We start from the raw sequence: 11,397 nt of genomic DNA, 5'->3' as shown, positions 1-11,397 counted from the left end.
CTCCCCCTCCGTCCCCGCCCCCGGAAGGACTGATCGCCATGAGCGGACGTCTGCTCACCCACCTGCGGCACGTCGACCTCGCCGTGCCCGACTACGACAAGCAGCTCGACTTCTACGCCGGCGTCTGGGGCCTGACCAAGGTCGCCGAGGACTCCGGGCTCTCCTTCCTGGCCGCCGAGGGTTCCCCCGAGCAGTACGTCGTCCGGCTGCGCAAGGCCGACGAGAAGCGCCTCGACCTCGTGTCGTACGGGGCGGCCTCCCCGCAGGACGTGGACACGCTCGCCGAGCAACTCCTCGCGGGCGGCGTGCAGTTGATCTCCCGGCCGGGCAAGGTCGACACCCCCGGCGGCGGCTACGGCTTCCGCTTCTTCGACGTCGACGGCCGCACCATCGAGGTCTCCGCCGACGTCGAGGTCAGGCAGCACCGCAGGATCGAGGAGAAGGAGGCCATCCCGGTCAAGCTCTCCCACGTGGTCCTCAACTCCCCCGATCTGAACCGCACTCGGGAGTGGTACGAGCGCCACCTCGGCTTCGCACTCTCCGACACCCTGTCCTCACCCCACATGGGCGAGGTCATGCACTTCATGCGGATCAGCAACCAGCACCACTCGATGGCGCTCGCCAAGGGCCCGCACACCGCCCTGCACCACATCTCCTTCGAGATGCGCGGCATCGACGAGTACATGCGCGGTTCGGGCCGCGTGCTGCGCGCCGGGTTCAAGAAGGTCTGGGGTCCTGGCCGGCACATGGCGGGCGACAACACCTTCACGTACTTCCTCGACCCGCACGGCAACACCGTCGAGTACACGACGGAGCTGGAGCTGCTCGACGAGGACACCTGGCACCCGCACGTCTACGACTTCTCGCAGCCCGAGGTCACCGACCAGTGGGGCACCGCCAACGCGATGAACGAGATCGTCGCCAAGGAGTCCTTCAACGACCCGGACCGCGGCGTGTTCGTCGCCCCGCCGGTCTGAGCGGGAGCCGTCATGCGATTCGCCACCTACGTCCACAAGGACCGCACCCGCGTCGCCGTTGCCGTCGTCGAGGAGGACGGCACCCTCTACCCGCTGCCCGGTGTCACCTCGCTCACCGAGCTGATCCGGGCCGGCGGCGGCCTGCCCGGTCTCCTCGACGCGGGCGCCGCGGCACTCGACGTACCGCCTGGGCCGCATGTCTCGCAGGTGCGGCTGCTGGCTCCGCTCCAGCCTTCCTCCGTACGGGACTTCGTCACGTTCGAGGAACACGTCGAGGGTGTACGGCGCTCCGTGAGCGGCGCCAGCGGCGTGCCCGAGCAGTGGTACGCGGCGCCGACCTTCTACTTCACCAACCCGCACGCCGTGTACGGACCGGGCGACGACATCCCGATGCCGCCGGGCTCCACGGTCCTCGACTACGAACTCGAAGTGGCCGCCGTCATCGGCCGCGAGGGCTCCGACCTCACCCCCGAGCAGGCCCGCGACCACATCGTCGGCTACACGGTCTTCAACGACTGGTCGGCCCGCGACCTCCAGTCCGCGGAGATGAAGGTGGGCCTCGGCCCCTGCAAGGGCAAGGACACCGCCACCACGCTCGGCCCGTACCTGGTCACTGCCGACGAACTGGAGCCGTACCGCGACGCCGAGGGCTTCCTGCGCCTCGCCCTCACCGCCTCCGTGAACGGGCAGGTCATCGGCAAGGACCTGCTCTCCAACATGAGCTGGACCTTCGAGGAGATGACCGCGTACGCCTCACGCGGCACCCGGATCGTCCCGGGCGACGTCCTCGGATCCGGCACCTGCGGCAACGGCGGCTGCCTCGCCGAACTGTGGGGCGTGCGCGGTGAACAGAGTCCGCCGCCCCTGAAGCCCGGGGACACGGTCACCCTGACCGTCGAAGGGCTCGGCACCCTCACCAACACGGTGGTGCCGGGCGCGGACCCGGTCCCGCTGCCGGCCGGTCGGCGCAGGGAGCGGGAGCGGCCGTGAAGGTACCGGGCTCGGGAGCGGCCGTGAAGGTACCGGGCTCGGGAGGGGCCGTGAAGGTACCGGGTTCGGGAGGGGCCGTGAAAGCGCGGGGTTCGGGAGCGGCAGCGACGCCACGCTGACCCACGCCCTCGGGTGCGTGTCGTCGGGCATGGTTGATCGTTTGTGCAGCGTCAGTGTCGATCTGCGCTTCCGGAGCTGTCTTGTCCCCTCTCGCCCCGCCCCCTGAACTGCTGGCAGCCCGGGTACGCGACCCCTACCCCTGCTTCGCCTGGCTGCGCCGCCACGCACCCGCTCACGCCGACCGCAGACCCGGACGTCCCACCGTGTGGCAGATCTCCCGCTACGAGGACGTCCGGGCGCTGCTGACCGACGCGCGGCTGAGCAAGGACCCGGGCCGGGTGCCCGGCTACGTTCCCGGGCCGACGGGGCTGAACCGGCACCTGGTCCACGCCGATCCCCCGGACCACACCCGCCTGCGCACCCTGGTGAACACGGCGTTCGTACCCCGCCGTATCGCTCAGCTGGAACCTTTCATCGGCGAGATCGCGCACCGGCTCCTCGACCGGGTCGAGCAACGGCCGCACGTCGACGTGATCGCGGATTTCGCCGCACCCCTGACCTTCCGCATGATCTGCGCCATACTCGGCGTACCCCCGGAGCTGGACACCGCGGCCACCCGCGACACCCTCATGGCCACCATCTCCCCCGCCGCCGACGTGGATACGGACCGGGGAGAGCGCGACCTCCACGCCTTGCTGGACACGCTGATCGTCACCAAGCGCACCGGGGGTGAGCACAACGGCACGGACTTGCTGGGCGCGCTGGTGCGGGCGAGCGACGACAGCGGAGCCATGAGCGAGGAGGAGCTGCGCTCCACCGCCTACCTGCTGCTCCTGGTGGGACACGACACCACCATGAACCTCATCGGCAACGGCACGCTCGCCCTGCTCCGCAACCCCGCCCAGGCCGCCCTGCTCACCGCACCGCAACCCGCACCCGGCCTGGTCGCCACCGCCGTCGAGGAACTGCTGCGCTTCGACTCCCCGGTGCGGGACGCTACGTTCCGGTGCGCGGCCCAACCCCTGTCCGTACAGGGGCAGTCGATCGCCGAGGGCGACATCGTCAGCCTCCTCATCGGCTCCGCGAACCGGGACGGAGCACGCTTCCCCGAGGCGGACCGGCTCGATCTGACCCGTACGCCCAATGACCACCTCGCCTTCGGCTACGGACCGCACTTCTGCATCGGCGCCGCCCTGGCCCGTCTCGAAGGGGCCGTCGCCCTGCCCCTGCTGCTCCGGCGCCTTGGCCCTGTGCAGCTGGCCAAACCAGCCGACGAGCTTCCGTGGCGACCGGCCCGGGTGATGCGCGGACTGGCTGCGCTTCCCGTCGTACGGACGTGACCGGACCCTTCACCGCACCCCTTGCCGACCCCAGATCGGAGAGAGCACGCCATGGACACCCAGAACCCCGTGACGGTGACCGAACCCCGTACCGGCGTCCTGCTCATCACCCTCAACCGGCCCCACGTCCGCAACGCCATCGACCGCCGCCTGGCCGAGGCGGTCGACGCAGCCCTGGTCCGCCTCGAGACCGACCCGTCCCTGACCGTGGGCATCCTCACCGGGGCGGGCGGGCACTTCTGCTCGGGCATGGACCTCAAGGCGTTCCCCACCCAAGGCGTTCCCCGTGTCGCCGACCGCGGGCTCGCCGGGCTCACCCGGGCCCGTCTGCGCAAGCCGCTCATCGCGGCGGTCGAGGGCGCGGCCGTCGCCGGCGGGTTCGAACTCGCCCTCGCCTGCGACCTGATCACCGCCGCCGACACCGCGTTCTTCGCGCTGCCGGAAGTCGCGCGCGGGCTGATCGCCGCCGAAGGCGGAGCCATCCGGCTCCCCGGCCGCGTCCCGTACCACGTGGCCATGGAGATGCTCCTGACCGCGGCTCCGCTGCCGGCCACGGACGCGGCCCGGTACGGACTGGTCAGCCGGCTCACCGCGGAAGGCGGCGCCCTCGACGCGGCCCTCGCCCTGGCCGACCGTCTGCTGGCTCACTCACCGGACACGGTCCACCTCACCAAGCGGATCGTCCAGGACACCCGCGGCCTCGACGACCACGCCGCCTACGCGGTCCAGGACCCCCTGGCCACACCCGTGTTCGCCACGGCCGCGGCGGTCGAGGGCGCCCAGGCGTTCACGGAGAAGCGGCCACCGGCCTGGCAGCGGTAGTCGGGCCGGGCGGTGGGGCTCGGGCCGGGGCGCTCAGACTCGGCTCCCCCGGGACCCACCAGGCGTCGTCGTACGAAAGCGCGCGCGGTACGCCGAGGGCGTCACGCCCAAGTGGCGCAGGAACACCCGGCGCAGGGTCTCGTCGCTGCCGAGGCCGCTGAGGCGGGCCGCCGCGGTGACCGTCCCGCCCGCGTCGAGGAGGGTCCGCGCGGCTTCGAGGCGTACCGACTCGACGTAACCGCCGGGTGTGTCACCGATCTCCTCGTTGAAGAGCCGCGTGAGATGGCGGGCGCTGAGGCCGGCCCGGCGGGCGAGCTCCGGCAGGGAGTGGTCCGCCGCCGGGTCCGCGGCGATCGACCTGAGGAGTGCGGTGAGGGTGCCGTGGCGCGGCGTCGGGGTGCGCGCGGCCACCGAGAACTGCGACTGTCCGCCCGGGCGTTGGAGGAACACCACCAGGTCGCGGGCCACTTCACGCGCCAGATCGGGTCCTTCGTCGGCTTCGACGAGGGCCAGGGCGAGGTCGAGTCCGGCGCTCACGCCCGCCGAGGTGTAGATCCGCCCGTCCCGTACGAAGATCGCGTCGCCGTCCACGTCGATGTCGGGGTGGCGGCGCGTCAGCGTCGTCGTGTGCCGCCAGTGCGTGGTCGCGCGCCGGCCGCGCAGCAGTCCCGCCTCGGCGAGCGCGAAGGCGCCGGTGCACACGGACGTGGTGCGCCAGGACGCGGAGTGCAGGGTCCGGACGGCGTCGAGCAGACCGGCCGGCAGCTGCTGCGGAAGCCCCGGGGAGCCGGGCACGATCAATGTGTGGACGCGCCCGGCCAGTTGACCGACCGGGTCCGTGAGCAGCCGGGTCCCGGCGGAGGTGGTGACAGGGCCGCCGCCCGGGGACAGCAGGGCCACCTCGTACCGCGCGCCCAGGCCGGCCGCCGTGCTGAACACCTCCAGCGGAGCCGTGACGTCGAGCAACCGCACACCCTCGTACGCGAGTACGGCGACGGTGCGGGGTAGTGGGCGCTCACGGGTGCTCATGTCCCCAGGTTAGCGCCGCGCTGTGTCCAGATGTGTGGGATTCCTGTCCGGAAGGACATGGTGCGCCGGCGTGCTCGGGCGACAGGCTGAGGGCATCGCAACAACGGCACCCCGCCCCCTGATGCGACCGCAGCACCCGACAAGGAGCCGACCGTGACCCCCCGTATCGCCGATATCGAAATCCCCGACAGCGCACTCGCCAGGGAGGCGACCGAACTGGTCCGCGACACCGCGGGCCCGCTGCTTTACGATCACTCGCGCCGCGTCTACCTCTTCGGATCCCTGCGCGGCCGCCGCCGCGGCCTGGACTTCGACCCCGAACTCCTTTACGTGGCCGCCCTGTTCCACGACCTGGGGCTGACGCAGAAGTACGCCACGTCCGGGCAGCGCTTCGAGATCGACGGCGCCGACGCGGCCCGCGACTTCCTGCTGCGGCACGGACTGGAGCCCGAGCGCGCCCAGACCGCGTGGACGGCGATCGCGCTGCATACGACCCCGGAGATCCCGTACCACATGGAGCCGGAGGTGGCCCTGGTCACCGCGGGCGTCGAAGTCGACGTCCTGGGGCTCGGGTTCGACGAGACCACGCGGGAGCAGCGGGACGCGGTCGTGGCCGCGCACCCGCGCCCGGACTTCAAGCGGCGGATCCTGGCGGCGTTCACCGAGGGCATCGCGCACCGCCCCGACACCGCGTTCGGCAACGTCAAGGCCGATGTCCTCGCCCACTTCTCACCGGGCTACGTACGCACCGACTTCGTGACCGTCATCGAGAACTCGGAGTGGTCGGAATGAACTCTTCCCAGGACACGCGGATCCAGAGCACCCAGATCCAGGACACCCGGATCCAGGACACCCAACTGCGGCCGCCGGTCCCGCCGTTCACCGAAGCGGACGCCCTCGCCAAGGTGCAGGCAGCCGAGGACGCATGGAACACCCGCGACCCCGACCGCGTAGCACTCGCCTACACACCGGACTCGGCCTGGCGCAACCGCGACTCCTTCGTGACCGGCAGGGAGGAGATCCGCGCCTTCCTCGCCGCGAAGTGGCAACGCGAGCTCGACTACGCGCTGCGCAAGGAACTGTGGTCCTTCGGCGACGACCGGATCGCCGTACGTTTCCAGTACGAGTGGCGCGACGCGTCCGGCGGCCACTGGCGCTCGTACGGCAACGAGCTGTGGGAGTTCGACGCCGACGGCCTGATGCGCCGCCGCGAGGCGAGCATCAACGACGTGCCGATCAGCGCGGACGAGCGGCGGATCCACGGGACTCGGCCACGACAGGACCATGGGGCAGCACTCCCGCTGGAGTGAGGGAACGCCGTCCCGCCCGCCGGAAAGCCGGCTCTCACCGGTCGGGCCGGCACCCCGGATCGCGACGACGTCACCCAATTGTTATCGCCGATGGCAAATACCCCTGCGCCGGGTCTGGCGGGGGCCCTCGGAGCGTCATAAGTTCCCGCTCACAACATTCAGCCGGGCGCATCACCCAAGATCCGGCAATTCGCCCTGGAGCGCCCCTCGTTCCTCACTGGAGCGCCTCTCGTTCCTCCCTTCACCTCTGTGCGTCCGGTCGTCCGGTCGTCACACCAGAAAGGACCCTGCCCATGCGCAAGGGACTCCTCTTAACCGCCGCCGCCTCCTCGCTGGCACTGGTCGGTTCGCTCACCGCGTGTGGCTCCGAGTCGGGCGGTGAAAGCCCCGGGTCCGATACGAAGAAGCCGAAGATCGGCGTGATCCTCCCGGACAGCAAGTCCTCGGCCCGATGGGAGACCGCGGACCGCAAGTACCTCGGTGAGGCGTTCAAGGCGGCCGGCGTCGACTACGACATCCAGAACGCGCAAGGTGACAAGCAGCAGTTCCAGACCATCGCCGACCAGATGATCACCAGCGGGGTCAACGTCCTGGTGATCGTCAACCTCGACAGCGGCACCGGCAAGGCGGTTCTCGCCAAGGCCAAGTCGCAGGGTGTCGCCACGATCGACTACGACCGGCTCACCCTCGGCGGCTCCGCGCAGTATTACGTCAGCTTCGACAACACCGCGGTCGGCACGTTGCAGGGCGAGGGCCTGAGCAAGTGCCTGAGCGACATGAAGGCCACCAAACCGATCGTGGCCACGCTCAACGGTTCGCCGACCGACAACAACGCCACGCTGTTCGCCGCGGGTTACAACGGCGTCCTCACCCCCAAGTACAAGTCGGGCGAGTACGTCAAGGGTCCGGATCAGTCCGTCCCCGACTGGGACAACGCCCAGGCCGGCACCATCTTCGAGCAGATGCTCACCAGTCAGCCCAAGATCGGCGGCGTACTGGCGGCCAATGACGGTCTCGGGAACGCCGTCATCGCCGTGCTGCGCAAGGAACGCCGCAACGGCCAGGTCCCGGTCACCGGACAGGACGCCACCGTGCAGGGCCTGCAGAACATCCTGGCGGGCGACCAGTGCATGACGGTCTACAAGGCGGTCAAGAAGGAGGCGGACGCCACCGCGCGGCTCGCGATCTCGCTGGCCAAGGGCGAGAAGGGCACGACGAACGCGACCGTCGAGGACCCCGAGGGCAAGCGCAAGGTGCCGTCCGTCCTCGAGACACCCGTGGCCATCTACAAGGACAACGTCAAGGACGTGGTCGACGACGGCTTCGTCACCAAGGAAGAGCTGTGCACGGGCAAGTACGCGGCCCTGTGCGCCAAGGCGGGCATCGAGTAGCACCCGACCGGCCGGTTCGAGCGATCACCAACGGTTCGAACCGGGCCCGCCGCGGGCCCCGGGACCTGACGCCCCGTGGGCCCGCGGTCTCGCGACCGTAAGGAGCCGTCTTCCATGACAGCGACAGCGACCCCGATCGTCCAACTGCGCGGGATCGACAAGAGTTTCGGCCCCGTGCAGGTGCTGCACGACGTGTCCTTCGACATCCGCCCGGGCGAGGTGACCGCCCTCGTGGGGGACAACGGAGCCGGCAAGTCCACCCTGGTCAAGTGCATCGGCGGCATCCACCCGATCGACGGCGGTGCGTATCTGTTCGAGGACGAGCAGGTACACGTGCACAGCCCGCGCGACGCGGCGGCCCTCGGTGTCGAGATCGTCTATCAGGATCTGGCGCTGTGCGACAACCTCGACATCGTCCAGAACATGTTCCTCGGCCGTGAGAAGCGCCGGGGGCTCGTTCTCGACGACGCGACCATGGAGGAGATGGCCGCCAAGACCCTCGACGGGTTGTCGGTGCGCACCGTCACGTCGATCCGCCAGCAGGTCGCCAGCCTCTCCGGCGGCCAGCGGCAGACGGTGGCCATCGCCAAGGCGGTGCTGTGGAACAGCAAAGTGGTCATCCTCGACGAGCCGACCGCCGCGCTCGGTGTCGCGCAGACGGCGCAGGTCCTCGAACTGGTGCGGCGGCTCGCCGACAACGGCATCGCCGTGGTCCTGATCTCGCACAACATGAACGACGTCTTCGCGGTGTCCGACCGGATCGCCGCCCTGTATCTGGGCCGGATGGCCGCCCAGGTCAAAGCGTCGGACGTGACGTACTCCCAGGTCGTCGAACTCATCACCTCGGGCCGCAGCGGAGATCTCGGCCTCGCCACCGCCAACGGAGTCACCCTATGACCGCCGACCTCGCCCCCGGGAAATCGGAGAGGCCGAACGGCCCGCGTCGGCCGAGGAAGAACGCGACGCACAGCTCCACGAGTCTGCGCTCGATCGCCCGCGCCTACGTCGGCCGGGTTCGCGGCGGCGAGTTGGGGGCCCTTCCCGCGGTGCTCGGACTGATCGTCCTGTGCGCCTTCTTCTCCGTACTGCGCCCTGTCTTCCTGTCCGATCTGAACTTCGCCAATCTGCTCACCCAGGGCGCGGGGAGTATCGCGATCGCCATGGGTCTTGTCTTCGTCCTCCTCCTGGGCGAGATCGATCTGTCCGCCGGGTACGCCAGCGGAGTCTGCGCCGCCGTCCTGGCCATCCTGCTCACCGATCACGGCTGGCCCTGGTACGGAGCCGTCGGCGCGGCCATCCTCACCGGTACCGTCATCGGCCTGCTGCTCGGTGGCCTGGTGGCAAAGGTCGGCATCCCCTCCTTCGTGGTCACCTTGGCCGCCTTCCTCGGCTTCCAGGGCATCGTGCTGATGCTCCTGAAGGAGGGCACGAACATCTCCATCCAGGACGACACGATCCTGGCGGTCGCCAACAACAACCTCTCCCCCGCGCTCGGTTGGGTCCTGCTCGCACTCAGCGTCGCGGGCTACGCGGCGATCCAGCTCCGCCGGAACCGCAACCGTGCCCGGCGGGGCCTCACCACCGCACCGCCCGCGCTGCTCGCGATCAGGATCGGAAGCCTCGCGGTACTCGGTGCGGCCGCCGTCCAAGTGCTCAACCAGGAGCGCAGCCGCAACATCATCGTCGACTCGCTCAAGGGCGTGCCGATCGTGGTTCCCGTCATCGTCGTCCTCCTCGTCGTCAGTACGTTCGTGCTCCAGCGCACCTCGTTCGGACTGCACTTCTACGCGGTGGGCGGCAATGCCGAGGCGGCACGGCGGGCCGGCATCAACGTGGCCGGTATCCGCATCGCCGCGTTCGTGATCTGTTCGTCCCTTGCCGCGGTCGGCGGCATCATCGCGGCGTCCCGGGGCAACTCGGTCGACCCCAACACCGGTGGAAGCAACGTGCTGTTGCTCGCGGTCGGCGCCGCGGTGATCGGCGGAACCAGCCTGTTCGGCGGCCGGGGCAGGGCCGTGGACGCCGTGCTCGGCGGCATGGTCGTCGCCGTCATCCAGAACGGCATGGGTCTGATGGGGTACAGCTCGGGGGTCAAGTACGCTGTCACGGGTTCGGTTCTCCTTGTGGCGGCGGGCGTCGACGCACTGTCCCGACGCCGGTCCGCGCTGCGATGAGATCTGGGGGGCGATGAAAGCCGGTCCCTCGCTGGAGGAGATCCGCAGGCACAACCTCGGCACCCTGCTCCGCCACGTACACATCAGCGGCTCGCTGTCGCGGGCGGTCCTGACCGACCGCATGGGCCTCAACCGCAGCACCATCCTCGGGCTCGTCAGCGAACTGGCCTCGGCGGGCCTGGTCCGTGAGGAACTGCCCCGGGACACCGGCAGAGCGGGCCGGCCCTCCTTGGTCGTACGGCCCGAGTCCGACCAGGCGTACGTCCTTGCCTTCGACGTCGGCGTGGACCGGTTGATCGCCGCACGCATCGGCCTGGGCGGTGCCTTCCTCGACCGGCGCGAGACACCGCTGCCGCCCGGCCACCGCAGCGCCGCCGAAGTGACCGAAGCGCTCGCGGGTTTCGCCCGGCAGATGGTGGGCGCCGCCCGGGAGGGAAGCGTCTGTGTCGGCGTGGGCGCCGCTGTACGGGGAACGGTGCGCAGGCTCGACGGCATGGTCCGGGCCGCACCCTATGTCGACTGGCTGGACGAGGAGTTCGGCGAGGATCTCACCCGCCGCCTGGGCCTCGGAGTCCCCGTGACGGTCGAGAACGAAGCCAGTCTCGGCGCCCTCGCCGAACACCTGCGAGGTGCCGGCGCCGGCTGTCAGGACCTCGTATACCTCCACGGCGACATCGGCATCGGAGGCGGCATCATCTCCGGCGGCCACCTCCTCGGCGGCGACGCCGGATACGGCGGTGAGGTGGGGCACATGGTGGTCAACCCTCGAGGCGGCAGACGCTGCGGGTGCGGTGGCCGAGGCTGCCTCGAGGCCGAGGCCGGCGAGCGTGCCCTGCTCGAGGCGGCGGGTCTGGGGCCGTCGGCCACGGGCCGGGAAGCGGTACGCGCCGTCGTCGAAGCAGCCGACCGGGGTGACGCCGGCGCCCGCGGTGCCCTGCACGACATCGGTGACTGGCTCGGCATCGGTGTCGCCAACCTGGTCAACCTCCTCAACCCGCGCACCGTCCTCTTCGGCGGAACGCTCCGCGAGGTGTTCCTCGGATCGGCCGCCCAGATCCGCAGCCGTATCAACACCCACGCCCTCACCCCCACGCGCGAGCATCTGCGCCTGCGCGTCGGCGCGCTCGGCGACGACGCCGTTCTCATCGGCGCCGCCGAACTCGCCTTCTCCCAGCTCCTGGTGGGCCCGCTGGAAGCGCTGGCCCGGCACGCCGCAGTAGCCGGACCCTGACCAGGCGTCAGAGCTCCGAAGAGCCACGGTCAGCCCATGACCGCCGGCTTCTCCATGTCGAAGGTCGGGTACC

The 11,397-nt window shown here is 70.2% G+C and carries 11 protein-coding genes; 10 read left to right on the top strand and 1 reads right to left on the bottom strand.

Features of this window, described 5'->3' with window-relative positions:
• The first annotated feature begins 38 nt into the window (after nt 1-38).
• From G6045_RS18270 to G6045_RS18255, 4 genes are all read left to right on the top strand, one after another.
• Nucleotides 39-977 (top strand): VOC family protein, encoded by a 939-nt coding sequence (locus G6045_RS18270; RefSeq protein ID WP_165333048.1) that lies wholly within the window; start codon nt 39-41, stop codon nt 975-977.
• Between the two features lie 12 nt (nt 978-989).
• A complete protein-coding gene (locus tag G6045_RS18265; RefSeq protein WP_165333047.1) occupies nt 990-1,967 on the top strand; it encodes a fumarylacetoacetate hydrolase family protein in 978 nt (325 codons plus the stop codon).
• 200 nt (nt 1,968-2,167) lie between these two features.
• Complete coding sequence (locus tag G6045_RS18260; protein ID WP_165333046.1) at nt 2,168-3,367, top strand: cytochrome P450 family protein; 1,200 nt, start codon at nt 2,168-2,170, stop codon at nt 3,365-3,367.
• 51 nt (nt 3,368-3,418) lie between these two features.
• Nucleotides 3,419-4,189 (top strand): crotonase/enoyl-CoA hydratase family protein, encoded by a 771-nt coding sequence (locus G6045_RS18255; protein ID WP_165333045.1) that lies wholly within the window; start codon nt 3,419-3,421, stop codon nt 4,187-4,189.
• A gap of 33 nt (nt 4,190-4,222) precedes the next feature.
• Here G6045_RS18255 and G6045_RS18250 read toward each other — a convergent pair whose 3' ends face one another.
• Entirely contained in the window at nt 4,223-5,218 is a 996-nt protein-coding gene (locus G6045_RS18250; RefSeq protein WP_165333044.1) for a GlxA family transcriptional regulator, read from the bottom strand.
• Nucleotides 5,219-5,371: 153 nt separating this feature from the next.
• Between G6045_RS18250 and G6045_RS18245 the strand changes: the two genes are divergently transcribed.
• The 6 genes from G6045_RS18245 to G6045_RS18220 all read left to right on the top strand — a co-directional run bounded on the left by G6045_RS18245 (nt 5,372) and on the right by G6045_RS18220 (nt 11,324).
• Nucleotides 5,372-6,010 (top strand): HD domain-containing protein, encoded by a 639-nt coding sequence (locus tag G6045_RS18245; protein WP_165333043.1) that lies wholly within the window; start codon nt 5,372-5,374, stop codon nt 6,008-6,010.
• Nucleotides 6,007-6,528 (top strand): nuclear transport factor 2 family protein, encoded by a 522-nt coding sequence (locus tag G6045_RS18240; RefSeq protein WP_165333042.1) that lies wholly within the window; start codon nt 6,007-6,009, stop codon nt 6,526-6,528. Before G6045_RS18245 ends, G6045_RS18240 begins: the two co-directional genes overlap by 4 nt.
• 293 nt (nt 6,529-6,821) lie before the next feature.
• Nucleotides 6,822-7,919, top strand: coding sequence for a sugar ABC transporter substrate-binding protein (locus G6045_RS18235; RefSeq protein WP_165333041.1), 1,098 nt, complete (start codon nt 6,822-6,824; stop codon nt 7,917-7,919).
• Nucleotides 7,920-8,033: 114 nt separating this feature from the next.
• Nucleotides 8,034-8,816, top strand: a complete 783-nt coding sequence (locus G6045_RS18230) for an ATP-binding cassette domain-containing protein (RefSeq protein WP_165333040.1) — start codon at nt 8,034-8,036, stop codon at nt 8,814-8,816.
• Complete coding sequence (locus G6045_RS18225) at nt 8,813-10,093, top strand: sugar ABC transporter permease (protein ID WP_165333039.1); 1,281 nt, start codon at nt 8,813-8,815, stop codon at nt 10,091-10,093. Before G6045_RS18230 ends, G6045_RS18225 begins: the two co-directional genes overlap by 4 nt.
• 13 nt (nt 10,094-10,106) lie before the next feature.
• Entirely contained in the window at nt 10,107-11,324 is a 1,218-nt protein-coding gene (locus G6045_RS18220; RefSeq protein WP_165333038.1) for an ROK family transcriptional regulator, read from the top strand.
• The last annotated feature ends 73 nt before the right edge of the window (nt 11,325-11,397 follow it).

The organism is Streptomyces mesophilus (assembly GCF_011044995.1).
In the GTDB taxonomy this organism is placed as follows: Bacteria; Actinomycetota; Actinomycetes; order Streptomycetales; family Streptomycetaceae; genus Streptomyces; species Streptomyces mesophilus.
Note: the sequence above shows the minus strand (reverse complement) of the source record. Positions and strands in the feature narration are given on the sequence as shown.

Bases quoted from the DNA above. Each gene is read 5' to 3' on its own strand.
- G6045_RS18270 (WP_165333048.1), top strand. From the start codon at position 39: ATGAGCGGACGTCTGCTCACCCACCTGCGGCACGTCGACCTCGCCGTG.
- G6045_RS18265 (WP_165333047.1), top strand. From the start codon at position 990: ATGCGATTCGCCACCTACGTCCACAAGGACCGCACCCGCGTCGCCGTT.
- G6045_RS18255 (WP_165333045.1), top strand. From the start codon at position 3,419: ATGGACACCCAGAACCCCGTGACGGTGACCGAACCCCGTACCGGCGTC.
- G6045_RS18250 (WP_165333044.1), bottom strand. From the start codon at position 5,218: ATGAGCACCCGTGAGCGCCCACTACCCCGCACCGTCGCCGTACTCGCG.
- G6045_RS18240 (WP_165333042.1), top strand. From the start codon at position 6,007: ATGAACTCTTCCCAGGACACGCGGATCCAGAGCACCCAGATCCAGGAC.
- G6045_RS18235 (WP_165333041.1), top strand. From the start codon at position 6,822: ATGCGCAAGGGACTCCTCTTAACCGCCGCCGCCTCCTCGCTGGCACTG.
- G6045_RS18230 (WP_165333040.1), top strand. From the start codon at position 8,034: ATGACAGCGACAGCGACCCCGATCGTCCAACTGCGCGGGATCGACAAG.
- G6045_RS18225 (WP_165333039.1), top strand. From the start codon at position 8,813: ATGACCGCCGACCTCGCCCCCGGGAAATCGGAGAGGCCGAACGGCCCG.
- G6045_RS18220 (WP_165333038.1), top strand. From the start codon at position 10,107: ATGAAAGCCGGTCCCTCGCTGGAGGAGATCCGCAGGCACAACCTCGGC.